A 23,438-nucleotide genomic window follows, 5' to 3' on the forward strand; every position below is an offset into this window, starting at 1 on the left:
GGCGAAATCACCTATTCAATACGAACAAATCAGGCAGGATTTATGGAGAAAACCGTGGGTTGTTTTTGCTAAGAAACCTTTTGGAAATACAAAGTCGGTGGTGGAATATCTAGGACGATATACCCATAAAATCGCCATTAGCAACAACAGAATTGAAAGTATTGATGCTCAAAATGTGACTTTTGATTACAAAGATTACCGAATAGCAGGTGCAAAAAAGAAGATGACACTGACGCATCAGGAATTTATTCGGCGTTTTGCGTTGCATATTTTGCCCAAACGTTTTGTAAAAATACGACATTATGGTTTTTTGAGCAGTAACTGGAAACTGCAAAAGCTAAAGCTTTTGCAGGAAAAACTCAAGGTAAAAGTTTTGGAAAAAGCAGAGAAAAAGCCTTTTTTGCCTAAATGTCCGTGTTGCAAAACAGGTAATCTGCATCGGATAGCAGTTTTTGACCAGCGTGGTCCGCCTGCTTGGTATCTTGGCGGTAGCCAAAACTCCTTTCCCTGTAAAAGCTAAATTATGGGTAAGGGCACGTGTGCCTAATCCCGAAACTTCGGCAAAGGAAAACACGTAAAAACCATCTTGATTTTACCGCACAAAAAAAGAGGACACTAAATCCTCTTGATATTTTCTCTCTAAACTTTACGATAACTCCATAGTTCCTGCCAATGAACGGTTCCGTTCAACCGGAGTTTCATGGTTCGTGCTGCGCACGCAACGAAACTCTAGCTGTTAGCCGTTCGGTTTTTTATTTATAGTTATTTTTGTTCTCATTTACGTTTATCAGTTGCTCATTTATTGCACTTGGTAAAGGATGTTTTTTTATTTGTTCTTCCCAATATTTACTAGTATAATAACTTCTATCTTTATCTATGTAAGTTTTACTTTTTTCAGGAATTTTGTCGTTGTAAATAAGTTTATCGTCAATAAAAATCTCATTAATAGTTTCAACTGCATTATTTTTCTCTTTGGATTTAACTATTTTTTTTTCACTTATGAACGAATAATTAAGATGTCTAATTTCATCTTCTCCAGTCCATTTTTCAGTATTGGTATAACTGGCTGAAAATTTCCAAAAAAGGAATTTAACGGCATCACTATCGTCAAAACTTTCACTTACATTAATTTCATCTGCATTATTATTTTTATCATATTTTACGTAACCTACAATTTTTTTGCCATCTAAAATGGAATGTAAACTATCTTTAGTCAATTCTGTTTTGTATTGTTTCCATCCTCTTGCTAAAATATCTCTTTTAGGGATTTGGCAATCTAAATAACTATCAAAACTAGAAATACTTATTATTCTTGATTTTTGTTTAATACTGTCTATTTTAAATGTTCTATATTCCGTAATATATTTTTTTATTCCTGTATCAAAATCATTATTTGTGTTTTTGTATGGAATATGATATTCAATTAACCCATCGCCATATTTTACAAGCTTATTATTTACTAATTGCCAACTTCTAAAATATCCTCTTATGGTATAATATTTTTCCGAAAGTTTTTTTATTATAATAACAGGTTCTAATTCATAACTCTTCATCTTTTCCAAACTGATGATTTGAGGTATTTCATCAATGTTATATTCAACAGATAAATAATTATCATCATAAATCATTAAATTTTTAACACCTGCTTCTTTCAAAATCGATTTATCAAATTTAAATTCCCCTTGAATATTTGAATTTCCAATTAAACTTCCATTATCGCTGAAAATTTGTAATCCGTTAATTGGTTTTTTATCAAGTTTATCTATAAAAGTTATTTTAATGTTTTGAGAAAAAATTAAAATTGGAAAAAAAAGGAATACTGAAATTAAATAATTTCTCATTGTTATAATTTATATTTAATGTTTGGTTTTTTGTACGTTCCGCCAAACTGACGGCTAACTAATACATACACGAAACAAACCTTCGCATATACACCCAAAAATGGGTAGATTCACGAAGGTTTGTTTCGCTTTATCTCTTTTCAAATATATTAAAATTTTCTTACAAATTATAAAAAAAGCCTTTTCATGTGTTGGAGTCATTTGACGCTAACACTACTTGTAATCTAGATTAGAAATAAGGTATTGGGCATGCGGGATTCCCTAGCCCTGATTGCAACGGAAATCCTTTTCTTAATCCTGTTTGGGTAAACCCAGACAGGATTAAGAAAAGATTGCAGTGTAAAGCGGGAAATAGCTCCTAAAAAAACTAAATTTTCACGACAAACCCTCCATGAGGTTTCATAGTTACTTTTAATTTGGTACTTTTTGATACTGCTTTTTGCTGAAATCCGTTCTCGTCTTCGGCGATACAAAAACCTTTGGAATTAGTCACAAAAGACAAATCAATTTCTATTTCTTTGGCGGTGGTTTCCCCGTTAATCCCAACGATATGCCATATATTGTCTTTCTTTCTGGCCATGATAATGTACTTTCCCGGATACCCATCAATAAATTTAGAATCATCCCAATTCGTTGGAATATCTTTTAAATAATCGACTACATAAGCAGGCATTTTAGCCATTCCGTCAGGCGTTTCGGCCATGTGTTGAATTCCGGATAAGAATAAAACGGGCAAGGCTAATTCAAATGCTGGAGTTGTTTTTCGGGTGATATTTGGAATAGAATCCAAAACCATTGGGGTAAAATCCATTGGGTCAAAAACATTTCGGGCAAAAGGGAGCATGGCACAATGTGTTGGGGCTAAATCAGCAATATCTTGAAAAAAAGTAATGTATTCATATCCTTTTACCGCTTCAGTCGTCAGCAAATTTGGATAGGTGCGTTGCCAACCTCTGGGTAAAGTTGCTCCGTGTAAATTAATCACTAATTTATGCGCCGCAGCATCGGTCAGCATATCGTGATAATACGCAATCATCGATTGTCCGTCGCCGCCAAAAAAATCAACTTTGATTCCCGCAATTCCTATTTCATTCAATCTGGTAAACTCCCGAACTCTGTCAGCATGGGTAATCAATTTACTTTTTGGATGGTATTCCGTGCTGTTCCAGGATCCGGATGAATTGTACCAAACGAGTAATTTCACGTTTTTACCTTTGGCATAAGCCGACAATTCTTTCATTTTTTCATCGCCAATTCGCGTATCCCAATCGGCATCTATCAAGCAATACGGCCAATTCATAGCAGCGGCATAATCAATAAATTTATGGGTAGTTTCATAATTAACCGATTCATCTTTCAGTAAAACCCAGCTCCAAGACGCAATTCCGCTTTTTATAAAGGAAGTGTCTGCAACCGTTGACGGATCGGCTAAATCAGTTCCCATCGTACTTTCGGTAATGGTGCTGAGTGACCCAATAGTAATAATGCGCCAAGGCGTGTACCAAGGTAAAACAGATTCCGGATTCAATGCTCCGCTAGGAAAAATTTCTTCTTTTTGAGGAAAAGTTACCTGCATTGCTTTGGCAGTATCATTATACACCAATCGGCTCCCGCAATAATTAGCTTGCAATCCTGTTTCGGAAATCAAAATCCAAGTATCATTGGCATGAAACAAAGCCGGATACACCCAACCTTCGCCTATGGCAGGTTTTGTATTTACGGGAACGCCCATCGCATAATGCTCTTCATAGGAAGGATTAGTTTCTTTCCATCCGGTTTTGGCTTTGGACATGGGTTGCAACCACGCTTTTGTGGTGGTGTCAAAATTATAAGTAGTTTTCTCTTCGGTTATTTTTTTAATAGCTGTAGAAGTTTCTGGAAAATGGTATCGCAACGCAATTCCATCGTGGGATAGTTGAAAAATAACATTCATTCTTTCCCCTTTATTGTTTTGTAAGCTAACCGTGTATTGATTTGCAGCATAAGCGATTTTTTTTCGTTTTCCTTGCAGCATTGAATAGTTGGATTGCATTGGTTTCGATTTAGAAACGGCCACTATCTTTAAATCCGTATAAAAATTAGCGTCTTCTCTGACAATCCCCAAATCAGAAGTATTAACAACCAATTTATCTTTGAAGAAAACCTTGTAAGAGGGCGTTTTCTTTAGGTTTAGACTAAATTCAATTTTTATTGTTTTATCCGAATTGACAAAAAAATAACGGGTTGGTTTCCCCACAAATGAAGACAATGACAGCGCCAAAAAAGCGAGTAAAACTATTTTTTTCATAATTAAGTGTTTTATTTACACTTACAAGAATACAAAAATAAAATTGTATAAATAACGATATCGCTACAATTTTCTAACTCGATTTAGAATATCACAAAAAAAACGTTTTGGGGGTATAAAACTGCTACAAGTGAACCGATAATCAAGTGATTAACGCCATATTAATGGATATTTCAGGAGAAAAAAACCATATAAAACCAAAAAAACCGCTTCTTTCGAAGCGGTTTTTGTACCCGGAGCCGGAGTCGAACCGGCACGGTTTCCCACAGGTGTTTGAGACCAGCGCGTCTACCAATTCCGCCATCCGGGCTTAGCTAGACATGAAATAACAACAGTTATTTCAACGCAATAAAAGATGTGATTGTGTTTAAATCAACCATCAGTTCCTTTAACACGGTGCAAATGTAAAAAATAATATTAAATGTTCAACTAAAAATACTTAAAATTTTCCTTTCAGAGTTGAATAAATTTTATAAATTTGCACCTCGCTAAAAACGGAACACACAACTAACTACAAAACAACAAATTAAATGTCACACCTAGAACCAGAAGCTAAAATTTTTGCTTGTTCACAAAGTGTCTATCTTGCAGAAAAAATAGCAGAGCAATACGGAATTCCATTAGGGAAAATCACCATGTCAAAGTACAGCGACGGTGAATTTCAACCTTCTTACGAGGAGTCTATCAGGGGTTTACGCGTATTTATCGTTTGTTCAACTTTTCCAACTGCAGACAATTTAATGGAAATGTTGCTAATGATTGATGCTGCAAAACGTGCTTCGGCAAGACACATTACTGCAGTAATTCCTTACTTTGGTTGGGCTAGACAAGATAGAAAAGATAAGCCACGAGTTCCGATAGGGGCTAAATTAGTAGCTAATTTATTAGATGCTGCAGGCGCAACAAGAGTGATGACCATGGATTTGCACGCTGATCAAATTCAAGGATTCTTTGAAAAACCAGTAGATCATCTTTTTGCATCGACTATTTTCATACCGTATATAGAAAGTTTAGGTTTAGACAATTTAACGATTGCTTCCCCAGATATGGGAGGTTCTAAAAGAGCTTATGCTTATTCTAAATTTTTAAATTCAGATGTAGTTATTTGCTACAAACAAAGAAAAGAAGCAAACGTTATCGACACCATGGAATTGATTGGTGAGGTAAAAGGCAGAAATGTAATCTTAGTAGATGACATGATTGATACCGGAGGCACTTTGGCGAAAGCCGCAGATTTAATGATAGAAAAAGGAGCTTTGAGCGTAAGAGCGATTTGCACGCACGCTATTTTATCTGGTGACGCTTACGAAAAAATAGAAAAATCGCAATTGAGCGAATTAATAGTTACCGATTCTATTCCATTAAAGAAAGAATCAAACAAAATAAAAGTGTTGAGTTGTGCTCCACTTTTTGCTGAAGTTATGCACATGGTGCACCACAACAATTCCATTAGTGGAAAGTTTATAATGTAAGACATAAGTCCTAAAGTTATAAAGTCATGCCGATAGCTAAAGGCCGAACAAGTAATATTATTTAATAACTATATTTTTTTTACAATGAAATCGATTACAATTAAAGGATCAGAAAGAGAAAGCGTGGGTAAAGTAGCAACTAAAGCCCTACGTAATGCTGGATTGGTTCCTTGCGTATTATACGGAGGAAATCAGGCAGTTCATTTCTCAGCAGAAGTTATGGCTTTCAAAAACTTGGTTTACACTCCAAACGCTCACACAGTTGAGATCGATCTTGGAAAAGGAAAATCATTTAACGCTATTTTACAAGACATTCAGGTTCACCCCGTGTCTGACAAGATTTTACATATTGACTTCTTTCAAATTTTTGATGACAAAGAAATCACTATGGAAGTTCCTGTAAAAATCGTTGGTAACTCTAAAGGAGTTATGGCAGGTGGAGATTTACGTTTGAACAACCGTAAATTAAAAGTAAAAGCATTACCTAAAAATCTTCCAGATTTCGTTGAAGCTGACATTACACCACTTGACATGGGTAACAAATTATACGTTACTAAAGTGCCTACTCCAAACTTCAAAATCATGCACCCAGACAATACAGTTATTTGTCAAGTGAAGATTTCTCGTGCGGCTATGAAAGCAGCTCAAGAAGCAGCAAAAGCAGCAAAAGCTCCTGCAAAAGGAAAGAAAAAATAATATTTTTTCAATCATTCAAGAAAGCGCCAGTTACACAACTGGCGCTTTTTTTTGCTTTGAAGCGAAAGAACAGGCATTTTTGCCGGCAACCGTCCCGCTATGCGCTACAATCTTTTTTACCTCGCTGAAAAAGGCGAGTCAAAAAAGGATTTTCACTTCTATCGGGGCTAATTGAGTTTTATGGTTTTGTTCTTGGGATTATTCCAAAATTGACCTGAAAAAAACCACCCCGCCCGTTGGGCACCCCTCCGGAGGAGGGGAATATGTACGACTTACCGTCCTCCAGAGGGGTACCTGAAAGGCGGGGTGGCCTCTCCCTCTTCCCACAAAACATTTTCCAACACACAAACTTCCTTAATTAACAGATTAAACCTATTTTTGCAACATGATAAAATGGATTTCAAATTTATTCTCATCAACAAAAACAGAAGACAATACGGGTTGTGTCAAGCCAGAGGTTCAAGAACACACAAAAAACAACATAGAAAGCGTGAGTAATAAATTTTTAATAGTTGGCCTCGGTAACATTGGCGCCGAATATGTAAACACAAGGCACAACATCGGATTTAAAGTAGTAGATTTTTTGGCTCGTAAAGAAGGAATTTCTTTTGAAACCGTAAAATTAGGTTCCCTTGCTCAATACAAATTAAAAGGAAAAACTTTTTTTCTTTTAAAGCCTAACACGTACATGAATTTAAGTGGAAAAGCAGTTCAATACTGGATGGATAAAGAAAAAATCCCATTAGAAAATATTTTTGTGATTACAGATGATTTGAATCTTTCCTTTGGAACCATTCGTATCAAACCAAAAGGAAGTGATGGCGGACACAACGGTCTAAAAAACATCAATCTGGTGCTGAATACGCAAAACTACACTAGATTCCGTTTTGGGATCAGCGACGAATTCAAGAAAGGAAAACAAGTTGATTATGTTCTTGGTGAATGGGATGACGCTGAGAAACTGGTACTTCCTGATCGATTAGAACTAGCTTCGGAGATTATAAAATCATTTGGAACTGCTGGACTGGAAAACACAATGACCACATTTAACGGAAAATAAAATCGATACATTACTGACCGTTAATCAAATGGTAATTGAATTAATTTGTATTAGACGATAATAATAATTAATTTTAATCCATCTTTATTTTTTTTCAGAAAATTGGCACCTTACATCAAAAAATTTTAGATAAAATCAACAAACTTATAACATGAAAAAAATTACTTTTATACTCCTACTCTCCCTTATTTTTTCAGCCAATTATTCGTTTGCTCAAGTAAACAATTCAACTGAGGTGGTCCTTTTTGGTAAAAAGAAAATCATCAAAGAAGGTTCTCTAATTCGCTGTGCAACTACAGAATACGAAGAATATTTGAAGTCCAAAAACCCAAATAGACTGTCAACTTCCGAATTTGAACAATGGATTGCTCCAAAAATTACAATTGAAAAAGAAAAAAGAAAAAACACCTCTAAAGGATTAAAACAAAACGCAGTCATAACCATTCCAGTTGTAGTTCACGTTATTCACAATGGAAATATCATAGGAGCCGAGGAAAACATATTTGACCAACAAGTAATCTCGCAAATACAAGTATTAAACGAGGATTTTAGAAAAAAATTAGGGACTCCGGGTTTTAATTCCAATCCTGTAGGAGCCGATGTTGAAATTGAATTCGCTTTAGCAAAACGGGATCCATCCGGGATTTTATCCAATGGAATAAACCGTGTAGACTTAGGACAAGAAAGCTGGTCAACTGATGAAATTGATGCCATTGTAAAACCCCAGACACAATGGGATCCTGAAAAATATCTTAACATTTGGGTAGTTAAATTCACAGGAAACAATCTTTTAGGATATGCACAATTTCCAAACGCATCCGGCTTACCGGGAATAAACCCTAATGAAGGTCCAGCTAATACCGATGGTGTGGTTATTGGTTATGCCTTTTTTGGCTCGTCGAGCTACTTTCCAGGAGGAACATATGCGACCGATTACGACAAAGGCCGAACTGCCTCACACGAAGTAGGACATTGGCTCGGACTAAGACATATTTGGGGAGACGGAGATTGTACTGTAGATGATTTTTGTGCAGATACTCCAAATGCAGGAAAAGAAAATGAAGGATGTCCGGTAGGAGTTGATTCCTGCCCAGCATCTCCAGGACTTGACATGATAGAAAACTACATGGACTACACGAATGATGCCTGCATGAACATATTTACAGCAGACCAAAAAACTCGTATGACAACCGTTATGAACAATTCCACAAGAAGAGTTTCGTTAAAAACTTCTGATGCGCTTGTTCCAGGAGTCACTTTTGCCAATGATGCCTCAACTATGATTGTAACTCTAAATATTAACTGCAGTAAAAACTTCTCGCCAATCATAAAGATTACAAATAAAGGAACCTCACCTTTAACACAGGCATCCATACAATATGGCATTGATAATCAAAATTTACAAACTTATAACTGGACTGGTAATCTTGCCAATAATCAATCACAAGACATTACTTTAAGCAGCTTAACAGCAACAGTAGGGAGCCATAATTTTAGTTCCACCATAATCAGTGTCAATGGCACAACTGATCAAAACACTTCTAACAACAGTAGTATTATTAATTTTGAGATTGCAAACAATGTAAATTACTCGTCTAATACCATAAATTTCTCCCTGCAACTAGACCACTACGGCAAAGAAACTACGTGGAAACTCACAAATACAGCTGGAGTCATATTGTACGAAGGCGGACCTTATACTAATACTGAGGTAGCTGGACCGCTTCCAGCCCTAATAACGACCAGCTTTAACCTTCCTAGTAATGACTGTTATACTTTTTCGATATTTGATAGTCAAGAGGACGGTATTTGTTGTAAATTTGGAACAGGATCTTATGTTTTAAATACTCCCTCAGGCGAAGTTATTGCTACAGGGGATGAGTTTGGAGCTGGTGATGCAACTAAGTTCAGCATCAATTCACTATCAATAAATGAGGTTAAAAACTTAAATTCAGTTTATCTCTATCCAAATCCAACGTCTAATCTATTGAACATAGTTGTTGAAAACAAATTAGATTCTCCAGAGGCTTACGCTATTATAAACAGCTTAGGTCAAATAATAAAATCGAAAAAAATCGAATCAGAGCAAGACCTTAGTGTCAATGTTTCTAATTTAACACAAGGTATTTATTTTTTAAAGTTATCTAAAAATCAATCCGAAACAAATACAATTCGGTTTATCAAACAATAAAAACATGAAATAAACTAAAAAAGGATTGAAGTTTTCAATCCTTTTTTAGTTATATCGATTGGATACCTTAAATTTGCACTATTATAAAACACTTGCTTTGAAGATTTTTCATTCTATAAACGATTTCAACTCCACAAAAAAAACGATTCTAACCTTAGGCACTTTTGACGGAGTACATATTGGCCATAAAAAAATCCTGAAAAAAATAACCCAATCCCGAAGCGTCGGGACTGAAAATCAGAAATACGAAAGCTTAGTCCTTACTTTTTTTCCACATCCCAGAATGGTATTACAGGAACATTCTGATATAAAACTACTCAATACTATAGACGAAAAAATAGATTTGCTCGAAAAGACTGGGATTGAAAACCTTGTTATACATCCTTTTGACGAAGCTTTTTCGAGACTAACCGCAGAAGAGTTCGTGAGTACTATTCTTGTTGATCGATTTCATATACAAAAAGTAATTATTGGTCACGACCATCGATTTGGAAGAAACCGAACGGCAAACATTGATGATTTAATCGACTACGGAAAGGAATATGGTTTTGAAGTAGAGCAAATATCAGTTCAAGAAATTAATGATATTTCGGTAAGTTCTACAAAAATCAGAAATGCCCTATTAGAAGGAGATATGGCTTTGGCCAATGATTATTTAGGATACGATTACTTTCTAACCGGAAGTATTATCAAAGGGAAACAACTAGGAAGAACCATTGGTTTTCCAACGGCCAACCTAAAAACTGAAGAAAATTACAAACTGATTCCACAAAATGGAGTTTATATTGTAAAAAGTATAATTGATGGACAAAGCGTTTTTGGCATGATGAATATTGGATTCAATCCTACTGTTGACGGACAAAAACAGACTATTGAAATTCATTACTTTAATTTTAATGCTGATTTATACAATCAAAAAATCAGTGTTTCAATACTACAGAGGATTCGTTCAGAACAAAAATTTGAATCTGTAGAGCTCCTAAAAGAACAACTTGAAAAAGACAAAAAAAAATCACTCAGCTACTTGAATAAATTCTAATTCTGAATAAAAATCTTTTCTTTTTTCATAAAATATTGCTGTTTTTTCTGTAAATTTGATTGTACTACACTGTTTCTCATATTAAGGTGTAATTTTAAAACTAGCCATATGAAACTACCGAAAGAATTATTAAACGGATTTATTATAATACTAGGGATTGGAATCTATTTCTTAATCATGGAGCTTTTGGGTCTAGCTGACATTTACATTCTTCGTGTTTTTAACGTACTTTTTATTTTTTATGGCACGAATAGAACCCTTAAATCTAATTTTGCAGAGGGAAAAACTAACTTAGCGAGTAACTCCGCATCAGCATTAGCAACATCTTTAATAGGAGTTATCTTGAGCATTGCAGCCTTAGTTGCGTATAGTTTTGCAAAAGGCGGAGAAAAATATATTGGATCATTATCTAAAACGTTCTTGTTTGGCGGTGAACCCTCTGTAATGACGTATTCAATCTCATTGTTATTTGAAGGAATTAGCTCGGCTATAATAGTAACTTTTATGTTGCTTTTATATTGGGATACCCGTTATTCCTCTGACAAACATGGTAACAAATCTTAAAAAATTATTGTTAGCACATAATCTTTATAGCACCTCGGTCACAATCAATGAATTCTCATACGCCGTTCAGGTGGCAAATACTAAACTGTGAATAACAGAAGAGGAACATTATACATCAAAAATTATGCATAGACAAATCCTATGTTTTATAATGCGATACCTCAACTAAAATAGCACTTAAATTCCTTTTCAATCGTATTGCATTGCTTCTTTAGAACAATTTAACTACTTTTGATGCATCAAAAAATCGCATCGATGAGTATTACAAAACACAATTGGACGAAAGACGAAATTATCGCAATATATAATAAACCTATGATGGATTTGCTTTTTGAAGCAGCTTCAATCCATAGAGAACACCATGATCCAAATGTGGTTCAGGTTTCGACCTTATTGTCCATAAAAACTGGGGGATGTCCTGAGGATTGCGGCTATTGTCCACAAGCAGCCCGTTACCATACTGAAATTGAGGGAAATGATTTAATGTCAGTTAGCCAAGTGAAAGCGCAAGCTTTACGTGCAAAATCAAGCGGATCATCCCGTGTATGCATGGGAGCAGCTTGGAGAAACGTAAAAGACGGCCCTGAATTTGACCAAGTACTTGAAATGGTTCGTACCATAAACAAACTGGACATGGAAGTGTGCTGTACCCTTGGAATGATTACCGAAAACCAAGCACACCGATTGGCAGAAGCAGGTTTATATGCCTACAACCACAATCTAGACACTTCAGAAGAATATTATAAAGAAGTGATATCAACACGCGGATTTGAAGACCGTTTGCAAACCATTGAGAATGTTCGTAAAACGAACGTTACTGTTTGTAGCGGAGGAATAATTGGCATGGGAGAAAGCATTGAAGATAGAGCAGGAATGCTTGTAGCACTTTCTACATTGAATCCACAACCTGAATCTGTGCCAATAAATGCATTAGTAGCTGTTGAAGGAACTCCAATGGAAGAAGAAAAACCAGTAGAAATCTGGGAAATGATTCGAATGGTAGCTACTACGAGAATCATCATGCCGGAAACGCAAGTGCGTTTATCAGCCGGAAGAATGAATATGAGCCGGGAAGGTCAAGCCATGTGTTTCTTTGCCGGTGCCAATTCTATTTTTGCCGGAGATAAATTGCTTACCACGCCAAATCCTGATGTAAATGAAGACATGAAAATGTTTGAAATGCTAGGTTTAAATCCACAAAAACCATTTACAAAAGTTTCTCAACCACAAACTGTTGAAGCTGAAGATTCTCAATTTGCACCATTGGGCGAAAAACCAAAATGGTCAAGACCAGGACATACTATTGAGAGAAATCTTGAAGCATCCGGTAAAGAAAAATAAATATCGATTCAAATTAACATACAAACCATCTGTTTTCAGCAGGTGGTTTTTTTATATCAATATTTTAATAAACTATCTTTCTCACAACCGAATGACCATTTTGTAAAACTATATTTATCACTAACGCTTGATGATTTGAAACCAAATTAAGCAACGAGAAATCAATTTTATTTATATCATTTCTTCCGTAAATTTTCCTTCCAGCCAAATCATATATTGAAATTTCATCGATGAATTCTTTAGTAGAATTAACCTGTAATTGTTGGTTTTCATTGAATACTACAACTGATTCTTCCTCTTTTTCAATTTCAGTCAGAGCCAAATTCTTATTGGTAAAACGCATGACAAAACGATCATTAAAAACCCCTACAGCAGTAGTAAAAGTTAAATTTTCATTTTTTAAATTAATAATACTATTGTTTAATTTATCCTCAACAAAAACATTTTGGCGAGCTAATAATTCATCTACCTGATTAATTTTAATTGTAAAGGCACCCGCTATAGTAGTAGTAAACCCTAATCTAACTTCATCAGTTTCTTCAAATGGCAAAGCCCTACCTTGAATTGCTAAATTCTTATCTTGAATAATGCTGTAAAAGTCTAAATATTCATTGCCATTAAAACTTTCTCCATCAAAAGAACTATCAAAATCATTAGTCGCCCCAGTTGCATAACCCAATAATATTTGTTTAAAAGCACCTTTATTATTATATAAATCTAACCAAATGCGATGCTTTTCAATCTCTTTTGTTTTTGCTTTATTAGTCGTATTTAATTTAAAAAAACTTGAGTTCTGTCCAATCAAACGCATACTATTATTGAATTTTGCAATTCCACCACCATTGACAGCAGTGACAAAAAAAGCTTGAGCAGAAGCAATTTTGCCGTCAGGTTTAGTATTATTAACTCCAGAACTTAAGGAAGGGCTCGTGCCAACACCTCCCAATGAATTATAAACCGCATAATCATCTGATGTATACAGATTATTATTAATAGCCGTGTTATGTGTCCAAAAGTAAATAGTTCCGTCTAAAACCCCAGTATTTTCACTTATAAATACATTAGCATCAATCGCCGAAGGATATGGATTACCGATAAGATTTGAAGTATCAGTCATCCCAATTGGAATTGACACCAATCCGTTATTTGGAACACCATCAAACACTGCTTCATGATATGCTGTAACTGTATTTGAAAAAGATTCCGGACCACGAATAATATACCCTTTACCTACCGTCATTGCAGTTGTTGAAAGCTCATTAAACCATGAATCTAATGAGGCATCAAAAGAATAAAACTTATCCAGAGATGTATTGGGAGATACATCAATCAATTTTTGATTTAAAACCGGAGAGGACCAATACGTATAATCTGTTTTCAGGATTGGTGTCGTTTTTCTTTTTAGCTGAATAATTCCTGTATTGTTGACCTGATCCTCGGACTGATAAAGTGCCGCATTGTTTTCTAAAATCAACGTGCCTAACCCCGAATAATCAAAAACTAATCCCAAAGTATTTCCATCTGGAACAGTAACTGAATTTCCCGCACTGATTGAACAAGAACAGGAATTTACAGAAGCAAGTGAGGCATAGTTACCATTAAAAATTAATGTTTTTTCAACAGAAGGCAACCCATTACTCCATGTATTCCCGTTCCAAACAGAACTATTTGTGCACAATTTAATTCGGGCTACACGATGCTTTGTTATTCCAGAAATAGAATTGAAACTTCCTCCAATAATTACTTTATTATTTGGTGTAAAACAAGTGCTAAAGAGCGTACCATTTAAATTTACTGAAAAAGTAGTATCATAAACTCCCGAAGAAAGCAATCTCAGCATTCGTTTTACAGCTATTCCATTATAAGTACCAGAGAAAGTTCCGCCAAGTAAAACCCGTTCGTCCGGTTGAACCAAAATAGTTCTAATCTCTCCATTACTAAAACCTGCTCCTGATGCAAAAGTGGTGTCGAGACTTCCGTTGCTATTCAGCCTCAGAATTCTTTTTGCAAAAACGCCTCCGTAGCTTAGAAATGTTCCACCAACAATCAATTTATTATCTGACTGTAAGGCCATTGCATATACATTTTTGTCAAAGCCAATGCCAATAGAGAAACTGGAATCAATACTTCCGTCAGTATTCAAACGAATCATTCGATTATGAGAGACTCCATTAAAAGTAGTGAAACGTCCACCTAAAACTATTTTTCCATCCGGCTGCAACAAAACTGCTTCTACTATAGCATCAGCTCCTACGCCTGTATTGAAAGTGAGATCAAGAATTCCATCGGGTAATAACCGGGCAATTCTATTTACTGAAACCCCATTATAACTTGTAAAATTTCCAGCAATAATTATTTTCCCGTCTGACTGTAATGCGAGTGCATAAATTTGATTATTTGAACCTAATCCGGTGATAAATGTTGGATCTAAAAGCCCGTCAGGAAAAATTCTGGTTATTCTATTTACAATTACACCATTGTACGTTGTAAAAGCTCCTGCTAAAACCATTTTATTATCCGTTTGTATAATTGCACTTCTAATAGTATTATTTGCGCCAGCACCAGACATATTAAATGAAGAATCAATAGAACCATCCTCAAACAAACGTGAAATTCTGTTACAAATAGTTCCGTTGAACTTAGTGAAATTACCAAATGCCATTGTTTTGTTATCTGATAAGGAAAGTACCCTCAAAACTGAATTATCAAAACCTACTCCAGCAGTAAGATACCCAATATCTAAAGCTCCAATAGGGTCAACTTTAGCTACTCGCCCTTGATTTTGTGAATCAAAAATGGAAAAAGAGCCTCCAACATACCAAGAACCATCAGATACATTGGCAACATCTAGAACTGATGCAGAAAATGGGCCTGCACCAATATCAAATATTGGGTCTAAAACTCCATTAGAGCTCAAACACGTTAACCGATTTACATCGACTCCATTATAAGTTCCAGTAAAAGATCCTCCAACCATAATAGCTCCAACCGAATTCAGTTTAATAACCTCAACCACGCCAGTATTAAATCCTAAACCTGAAACAAAGCTGGCATCAACAGAGCCATCTATATTTAGTCGAACTATTTTATTTACTGTAATTCCGTTATAGGTTACAAAATCTCCACCTGCAATAATTTTCCCATCAGGTTGTAAAGCAAGAGCTGACACACTAGCACTAAAACCCGAGCCAATAACAAATGAAGCATCAGCACTACCATCAGCATTCAATCTAATTATTTTACTAGTACCAATTCCGTTGAAAGAATCAAATGAACCTGCTAAAACTATCTTACCATCAGGCTGAAGCTGGACTTCTTCTACTACTCCATTAGCGGCTAATCCTGTGATAAAGCCAGCATCTAAATTCCCGTTAGGTAAAATACGGGCTACTCGATTAGCTGTAATTCCGTTGTATTTAGTGAAACTCCCTACAATAACCACGCTACCATTAGTTTGTAAAGCTAGTCCATACACTATTCCACTACTAGCAGCTATTAATGTATTGAATGTAGTATCGATGGATCCATCACTATTCAAGCGAATTAATCGGTTTGCACTTATTCCATTAAAGGTTGTGAAGGAACCTCCTAAAATTATCTTGCCGTCAGATTGTATTAAAGAACAATACACTTTACCATTAAAACTTGTACCTAGATTAAAGGAAGAATCTTTAGACCCGTCTTGAAACAACCTGCATAAATACGGAGTTACTGCACCGTTAAAATTCAAATAATCACCTCCTACAATCAGTTTACTATCTGCTTGCAAAGAGACCGTTCTAACAGTATTATCAAAACCATCCCCTTGCAAACCGTCATCATAAACATTAAATGTTGCATCTGATTTTCCTTGTTGAGAATATGCCTTATTTTGAAATAAAAAACCAAATACTATAGCAAAGTAAACTAATATTATTTTCAAATTTAGATTGGATTTAGGCTGCTATTATGAATCTTGATACGACTCATAATTTCAACTATGGTTAATAACATCTATAAATGTAAACACAATGATTAATTTGTACAATACCCACATTTAGTGATATTTAGCCTAAATCAAGAAATATTTTTGCTTTTATTGTTGCAAAAAAAATCCCATCCTGAACAAACAGAATGGGATTTTTAAATACAGTTATGAAATTATTCTATTATTTTAATAAATAACTTTTTTAGAGATTTCTTTTCCATTGGCTAATATCACTTTGACTACTACTAATTGTTTATTCAAAGTACTATTTGAAGTGCGGAATTCATTACTATTTACAGCTTCTTTATCAAATATTTTTCTTCCAAGTAAATCAAAAATTGTGATGCGTTTTATACTTTCAAGCTCCGATTTTATTTTTAATTCATTTTTATCTTTAGAAATTAAAACCTGATTTTCTGTTTTATCAAAGTCATCGGTTCCTAAAGTTTTATCTTTATAACGCAATACAAAACGATCGTTGAAAGACCCTGCTGTTGTTGAAAAATTATATGCTCCTTCTTTAAGGTTTTTAATTGTATTGGTCGTTTTATCTTCAATAAAAACATCTTCAGAAGCTAATATTCCATCCGTCTGATCGATACTTATTGAAAAAGAACCTTCAATAGTAGAACTATAGCCCAATGCTATCTCGTCGTTTTTATCAAATGGTAATGCTCTTCCTTGTATTGTTAAGTTTTTCTCATCATTGATGCTATAAAAATCTATAAACTCATTTCCATCAAAACTCTGCCCATCAAAAGCCTTATCTAATCCATTAGTAGCATTTGTAACATAACCAATCAAAGTTTGTTTGAAAGCTCCTTGTGTGTTAGTCAAATTAAGCCAAATACGGTGTTTCTCTACTAAGTTAGTTTCTTTTGATTTTGTACTATTTGTCTTAAAAAACTGAGAATTATTCTGTCCTGAAGCACCACCAGACACACGCATACCATTGTTAAATACGGCAGTGCCTGCTGCTATACCTGTTGCAAAAAAAGCTTGTCCTGCTGCAATTTTCCCCGATGGAGGTCCACCTCCGCTCAGAGCACCTGATGTTCCTACACCACCAAGACCATTATAAGAAGCATAGTCATTTGATGTATAATTATAGATTGCATCACCAGGAATAGCATCACTTGGCGGTGTGTTATGTGTCCAAAAATAAAGGGTTCCATCTAAAATTAAATTATTCGCCGCCAAGAACGAATCAGCATCAATAGCCGAAGGATATGGATTCCCAATAAGATTTGATGTCTCAGAACTTAAAAACGGAATTGCAATTCCAATAACGCCATTATTTGGACGTCCCGTAAAAAAAGCTACGTGGTATCCAGATGGCGGATTTGGGGCAAGGAAAAACTGAGGACCTCTAATAATATATCCTCTTCCTACACCCATTAAATTTGCCGTACTCTCTTGTTGCCAAGTATCTGTACTTGCATTAAAGGAAAAAAACTTATCAAACAATGTATTAGGAGATACGTCCAATAGCCTCTGATTTAAAACAGGGGAAGACCAGTATGTATAGTCAAACTTATTAATTAAAGTGGTCCTACGTTTGTATACTATATTCCCAACGTTTGAAGCACTATTATTTTCCTGAACCAAACTTGCATTGTTTTCAAAAGTCAAAACTGCTCCTACTGCAACTGAAACTTCATTAGTAATAAACAATGTCCGATTTTCACTAATTGTAACGGCTGCAGTCCCTGTAACTGAGCATGAGCAACCTACTAAATCTACATTTTGATTAAAATTACCTGAAAAAATAATTCTTTGTTTTAGTGTACTTGATGGTGTCAACGCCGTAGACCACACACTTCCATTCCACGTATTATCAACAGGACTTATTGTCACCGTAGCCGCTCGTAAAGTAGATGTACCGCAACCATTTGTAGCCACAACCCGAAGGTCTCCAGAAATAGCTCCAGCGCTAAAAGCCACCGAAACTGATAATCCATTAGCAGCAGGCGTAATCGTCCATCCTGAGCCAGTAGTAGTCCAATTATAACTTACAGCATTGAGAACCGGAGTAATACTATATGTTGCTGTAGAAGATCTACATTGACTTGAATCTCCTGTAATTGTTCCCGGCATAGCAGGAGCTGCTCCACTTGTAGTTACAGTTACCACATTCGAGAAAAACTCACATGTTACAGCGGTTAATGTAGATGGCTTAAAAACCCTCCTAAAATAGCGAACATTATTTGCTGCACCTGGCGCAACAACAACAGCAGGAGCGGTATAATCCCGTGCTGTACCTCCAGTGGTGATGTTTGTAAAAATAATGTTGTCTAATGACGATTGCCATTGATAGGTAGAAGTTGTACCGCCATTTGTTACGCCAGATACTACTGGGCAAGTAAAATCTGTTGCTACAATATTAGTTGATGTATTTGAACAGACCCTAACATCTTGTGAACTTGTTATGGCATTGCCTGTTCCATCAAAGGGAGCTAGACTAAATCCTAAAACATTCCCTCCGCCATTTTCATAATAATCTAAAATAATTTCGCTGTTTCCCGTTAAGTTTATTAAATTATTACAATACGTAGTGTTTCCTTGTTGTCTCCATTTACTAAAAACCAAGTTACCATCTACATATACTCGAACACCATCGTCGCCATTTACGTTCAAAATATAACAACCAGCTGGTCTGGTTGACATCATTCTATATCTAATCGCAATTGTCTCAGTATAAATATTAGTTCTAGCACCTCCATTACTTAACACTGGGAAACAAAATGTATTGTTACCAAAATTCTCACTTATAGTTTCTGAAGCTACATTATAATATCCAACATAATTAGCTGTTGTAAAAGGTGTTGTTGTTGCTGGCGATGCAGGCGAACTTTCTCCTCCAGGAGGAGCAGAACCAGTCCAATTATAAATGTGCCCTACCCATTGATCTGTTCCAAAAGCAGTTTGATTATCAAAAGTATTAGAACCGCCTAAGAATTGTAATGTTAGCGTACCACCTGCAGTATTATCATTTATACACGCATCTCTAGATAATAGCACTTTAATTTGACCTGAAATTGTAGAGGTCCAATCTGCTATTGCTGCACCATTTCCTCCAGAAGCAAATCCTGCTGCCCCCACATTACTGTTATCGGTAGCGTTAAGTATTGTTAGGTTTTCATTACCACTAAAAACATTTCCTACTGAAAAACGATACCTAAAACCCTGAATTACATTTACTAATGCATATTGACCTGACCTTACAGTTGCAGTTGTTATCGTATTAACATTATCAATACAAAACGTATACGTACCAACAGATGTAAGTGGTGTTCCTGTATATGCGCATTGTGAATACGTTGATAAAGCACTCAATAAACATATTATTGATAAAAGTATTTTTTTATACATAAGCCATTGTTATTGAAGGTTGATTTTTTTTTATCGGGGTTTAAAATTTCATATTATATAAATTTTTGCAATATAGCGTCACGTTTTAAATTAAGAACAAATTAATCGATGTAATGCATTTTTTAACGATAAAATACACAATAAATCAACATTAATACTATATATTAAAGCAACCATGCAATTAGCATTATCTGAAAAATAAATGTTAAATTCTATAAACACTTACAAATAAAACTAAAAAGATTTGAGATTGTTTAAACTTAATTCTAATTACGTAGCATTTTAAAGTTTAGATTTTAAATCTAGTTATTAAATTCTATTTCTCAATAACCTAAACTCAAATCACATCCTTATTATTAATCGTTTGACAGATAAAGTTACTTTTCACAAAAACTTTCACACAGGATTATTAGTTGCTATTTTTGCTTTTTGTTACTCCAATAAAAATTAAATTATGAATCCAGTTTATTCCATAAAAGAGGCCATCCATAAAATAGAGCATTATTGCGCCTATCAAGAACGCTGTCATGAAGAAGTCGCTCAAAAACTAAGGAGCATGAAAATGGACGCTGATGAAATTGACACGATTATGGTTCATCTTATAAGCGATAATTTTCTTAATGAAGAGCGTTTTGCCTGTAGTTTCGTACGTGGAAAACACCGCATCAAGTTTTGGGGAAAAATAAGAATTGTCAATGAATTAAAATTTCGAAAAATAACGCAATACAATATTAATCTGGCACTCAAAGAAATCTCTACTGAGGAATATTTATCCACTTTTCATACGCTGGCAGAAAGAAACTGGGAATCCATTTTGGAAACCAATAATCTAAAGAAACGAAAAAAATGCTGTGACTTTTTACTGCGCAGAGGATTCGAGAGCAATTTAGTTTATGAAAAAATTAAAGAGTTGGAGAATTTACAAGAATAATAAAATAAGCATAAAAATTACAAACTCAAAAGCAAGGTAACGGCATTTCCACCAAAACCAACGGCATTAATCAGTACTTTTTTAATTGGTTTTGTTTGTAATTGTGCTTCCGCAAAAGGAACTCCGATAAATCTGTTGTGTTGCATCATAAGTATAGCAAGTTCCATACTCAATATTCCCGATGCTCCAAAAGTGTGACCAATCTTCCATTTATTGGTAGTCAATAAAGGAAGGCTTTCGCCAAAAACTGTTTCTATCGCTTTATACTCCGTCAAATCGCCTTTTATAGTTCCCGGAGCATGCATCACAATAACATCAACTTCGGATAAATCAGTGTTTTCCAATGCCATTTTCATTGATTTTTGAAAACAAATTGCTTCCGCCGAAATAGAAATATTATGTTCTAGAATTTCCGTAGCATAACCGATTCCTTCTATATAAGCCAAGGCATTTTCTTTTTTCCCTATTTCGAGACAACACACTCCGGCACCTTCGCCAAGAATCATGGTGCTTTGTTTCTTTTCTAAATCAAGTGCACGATTCGGGTATGTTTCTGTACTATTCGAATAAATTTTTAACGCCCGCATTTGGGCAATCGTAAAATCAGTCAATGGCGCTTCACTGCCACCAACCAGAAATTTATCAGCCATTCCTGCTCGAAGCCAAGCCACTCCATTTAATACTGCATGCAAAGCAGTGGAACATGTAATGGAATGAGATATTTCAGGACCAGAGCTTTGTAAATCATGGGCAACCCAAGAGGAAATATTCCCCAAAGTAGTAGTTGGAGAAGCCAGAGTTTGTGCTTTTCCCGTTTGTAAATAATCTTGATAGTGTTTTTCGAATAAATCTGTTGCGCCACGAGACGAACCAATATTAATCCCAAAAATATCTTTTTGTGTCCAACCCGCATTTTGCATCGCTTTTCGCGAAGCAGCCATGGCATACAAAACCGATTTATCTAAGGACTTATATTTGTTATCTGAATTTTGTAGAGCATCAATAACTTCTTTTGAATCATTGTCCAACTTAGCAACGAAAGTTTTCTTACTGTCTAAAACATGTTCGGTAAAACAATGGTCTTCCTGGAGATAGTTTTCCCAAATTATTTTTGAGTCAGTACCCAATGGAGAAATGGAAGCTATGGCGGTTATGGAGATTGTTGTTGACAAGATATTTTATTTTGCGCAAAGGTCGCAAAGTTTTTCGTGAAATTAGCACACGGATGACACGGATTTTAGCGACCAAAAATGGATTTTTTAATCTGTGGGAAACCCGTTAAAATCCGTAAAACCTTTGGCCAAAAAATGCCACGCGGATGATACTAATCTAAACCGATAGAAACGGATTTTTTAATCTGTGGCCTAATAATTAAACTATTTCTAAAGCATTTTCGACTACTTGATATACTTTTTCTAATTGTTCATCGGTAATAATGTAAGGAGGCAAAATGTACACAATATTACCAACAGGACGCAGAATTACTCCGTTTTCGATAAAAAAATCATACAGTTTATTGCGCAAAGTTCCATAGTAACTGGCTGAACTTTCAGTTTTTATTTCTAATGCAAAAATGACTCCCAACACACGAGTTGTAGTTACTTTTGGATGATTTTTAATTCGCTCCTGAAATTCCAAATGATTTTGATTAACACGAATTAAATTCGCTTGCATTTCATTGGTTCGCAACAATTCTAAACTGGCCAAAGCCGCAGCACAACCTGTAGGATTTGCTGTAAATGTGTGTCCATGAAACAGCGCTTTATTGATATCGTCATCATAAAAAGCATCGAATAAATCCTGTGTAAAAGTCGTAATCGCCATAGGAATAGTTCCTCCGGTCAACGCTTTGGACAGGCACATCATATCTGGTTTTTCCACCAAATAATCTGTTGCAAAAGTTTTTCCGGTTTTCCCAAAGCCCGTCATCACTTCATCAGCAATGGTTAGCACATTATTCTCCTGACAAATTCGCATCAATATATCTAACGATTCCGGCTCGTACATTACCATTCCTGCAGCTCCTTGAACTAATGGCTCAAAAATAAAACCTGCGCAAATGTTGTTTTTTATAACGGATTGTAATGCATTGTAACTTTCCTGCTCCTGTCCTTTAACCGGAACCGGAATCCGGACCACATCAATAAACATTCCTTGAAAAGCTTGTGTATAAAATGAAATTCCGCTCGCTGCCATGGCTGCAAAAGTATCGCCGTGAAAAGCATTTTCGAAAGCGATTATCGTAGTTCTCTTTTCTCCTTTATTGAAAAAATACTGCAATGCTACTTTAATCGCGATTTCAACAGCTGTAGATCCATTATCCGAAAAGAATATTTTCTGTTGATTTTTTGGCAAGATTTCCATCAACTTCTCGGCTACCAATATAGCGGGTTCGTGTGTAAATCCACCAAACAAAACATGCTCCAATGTAGTGAGTTGTTTGTATATTGCATCTGCAATAAAGGTGTTCGAATGGCCATAAGGGTTTACCCACCACGAAGCGATTGCATCAATATATTCTTTATTATTTTCATCCCAAAGCAATGCGCCTTTCCCTTTTTTAATGGCAATTGGTAACGCTGCGGTTTTATGTTGGGTATACGGATGCCAAAGATATTGGCGGTCTCTTTCAGTAAGCCCTCTAACCCCCGATGGGGGAATGTTTATACTACTCATA

General features: G+C 35.4%; 15 protein-coding genes and 1 tRNA gene. 9 read left to right on the forward strand and 7 right to left on the reverse strand.

Features of this window, described 5'->3' with window-relative positions; translation table 11 throughout:
• Window positions 1–520, forward strand: a 520-nt coding sequence (locus tag ACNQF6_RS00005; protein WP_417962089.1) for an IS91 family transposase, incomplete at its 5' end; no start/stop codon positions are given.
• A 232-nt stretch (window positions 521–752) separates the two neighbouring features.
• On the opposite strand, the gene ACNQF6_RS00010 is transcribed toward ACNQF6_RS00005, so the two are convergent.
• From ACNQF6_RS00010 to ACNQF6_RS00020, 3 genes are all read right to left on the reverse strand, one after another.
• Window positions 753–1,841, reverse strand: a complete 1,089-nt coding sequence (locus tag ACNQF6_RS00010) for a hypothetical protein (protein WP_417962090.1) — start codon at window positions 1,839–1,841, stop codon at window positions 753–755.
• 367 nt (window positions 1,842–2,208) lie between these two features.
• Window positions 2,209–4,128 carry a glycoside hydrolase family 97 protein gene (locus ACNQF6_RS00015; protein WP_417962092.1) on the reverse strand — a complete coding sequence of 640 codons (1,920 nt, stop codon included), beginning with the start codon at window positions 4,126–4,128 and terminating at the stop codon, window positions 2,209–2,211.
• 230 nt (window positions 4,129–4,358) lie between these two features.
• Window positions 4,359–4,438 (reverse strand) — tRNA-Leu (locus tag ACNQF6_RS00020).
• Window positions 4,439–4,658: 220 nt separating this feature from the next.
• On the opposite strand from ACNQF6_RS00020, the gene ACNQF6_RS00025 reads away from it, so the two are divergent.
• The 7 genes from ACNQF6_RS00025 to bioB all read left to right on the forward strand — a co-directional run bounded on the left by ACNQF6_RS00025 (window position 4,659) and on the right by bioB (window position 12,491).
• Window positions 4,659–5,600, forward strand: a complete 942-nt coding sequence (locus tag ACNQF6_RS00025) for a ribose-phosphate pyrophosphokinase (protein ID WP_417962094.1) — start codon at window positions 4,659–4,661, stop codon at window positions 5,598–5,600.
• An 84-nt stretch (window positions 5,601–5,684) separates the two neighbouring features.
• Window positions 5,685–6,296, forward strand: a complete 612-nt coding sequence (locus ACNQF6_RS00030; protein ID WP_282713338.1) for a 50S ribosomal protein L25/general stress protein Ctc — start codon at window positions 5,685–5,687, stop codon at window positions 6,294–6,296.
• A 385-nt stretch (window positions 6,297–6,681) separates the two neighbouring features.
• Entirely contained in the window at window positions 6,682–7,356 is a 675-nt protein-coding gene (gene pth, locus ACNQF6_RS00035) for an aminoacyl-tRNA hydrolase (RefSeq protein WP_417962097.1), read from the forward strand.
• Between the two features lie 151 nt (window positions 7,357–7,507).
• Window positions 7,508–9,547 (forward strand): M43 family zinc metalloprotease, encoded by a 2,040-nt coding sequence (locus tag ACNQF6_RS00040; protein WP_417962099.1) that lies wholly within the window; start codon window positions 7,508–7,510, stop codon window positions 9,545–9,547.
• A 97-nt stretch (window positions 9,548–9,644) separates the two neighbouring features.
• A complete protein-coding gene (locus ACNQF6_RS00045) occupies window positions 9,645–10,586 on the forward strand; it encodes a bifunctional riboflavin kinase/FAD synthetase (protein ID WP_417962101.1) in 942 nt (313 codons plus the stop codon).
• Between the two features lie 108 nt (window positions 10,587–10,694).
• Complete coding sequence (locus ACNQF6_RS00050) at window positions 10,695–11,150, forward strand: hypothetical protein (RefSeq protein ID WP_417962103.1); 456 nt, start codon at window positions 10,695–10,697, stop codon at window positions 11,148–11,150.
• Window positions 11,151–11,405: 255 nt separating this feature from the next.
• Window positions 11,406–12,491 carry a biotin synthase BioB gene (bioB, locus tag ACNQF6_RS00055; protein WP_099713823.1) on the forward strand — a complete coding sequence of 362 codons (1,086 nt, stop codon included), beginning with the start codon at window positions 11,406–11,408 and terminating at the stop codon, window positions 12,489–12,491.
• A 64-nt stretch (window positions 12,492–12,555) separates the two neighbouring features.
• Here bioB and ACNQF6_RS00060 read toward each other — a convergent pair whose 3' ends face one another.
• Together ACNQF6_RS00060 and ACNQF6_RS00065 are read right to left on the reverse strand one after the other, a co-directional pair.
• Window positions 12,556–16,413: a T9SS sorting signal type C domain-containing protein gene (locus tag ACNQF6_RS00060; RefSeq protein ID WP_417962105.1), complete on the reverse strand. Its 3,858-nt coding sequence runs from the start codon at window positions 16,411–16,413 to the stop codon at window positions 12,556–12,558.
• 231 nt (window positions 16,414–16,644) lie between these two features.
• A complete protein-coding gene (locus ACNQF6_RS00065; protein ID WP_417962107.1) occupies window positions 16,645–19,830 on the reverse strand; it encodes a T9SS sorting signal type C domain-containing protein in 3,186 nt (1,061 codons plus the stop codon).
• Between the two features lie 454 nt (window positions 19,831–20,284).
• Between ACNQF6_RS00065 and ACNQF6_RS00070 the strand changes: the two genes are divergently transcribed.
• Entirely contained in the window at window positions 20,285–20,761 is a 477-nt protein-coding gene (locus ACNQF6_RS00070) for a regulatory protein RecX (protein ID WP_417962109.1), read from the forward strand.
• A 17-nt stretch (window positions 20,762–20,778) separates the two neighbouring features.
• Here ACNQF6_RS00070 and ACNQF6_RS00075 read toward each other — a convergent pair whose 3' ends face one another.
• Window positions 20,779–21,933, reverse strand: coding sequence for a beta-ketoacyl synthase N-terminal-like domain-containing protein (locus tag ACNQF6_RS00075; RefSeq protein WP_417962111.1), 1,155 nt, complete (start codon window positions 21,931–21,933; stop codon window positions 20,779–20,781).
• 199 nt (window positions 21,934–22,132) lie between these two features.
• A complete protein-coding gene (gene bioA, locus ACNQF6_RS00080; protein WP_417962113.1) occupies window positions 22,133–23,437 on the reverse strand; it encodes an adenosylmethionine--8-amino-7-oxononanoate transaminase in 1,305 nt (434 codons plus the stop codon).
• Between the last annotated feature and the right edge of the window lies 1 nt (window position 23,438).

The organism is Flavobacterium pasteuri (genome assembly GCF_048286615.1).
Classification (GTDB): Bacteria; Bacteroidota; Bacteroidia; order Flavobacteriales; family Flavobacteriaceae; genus Flavobacterium.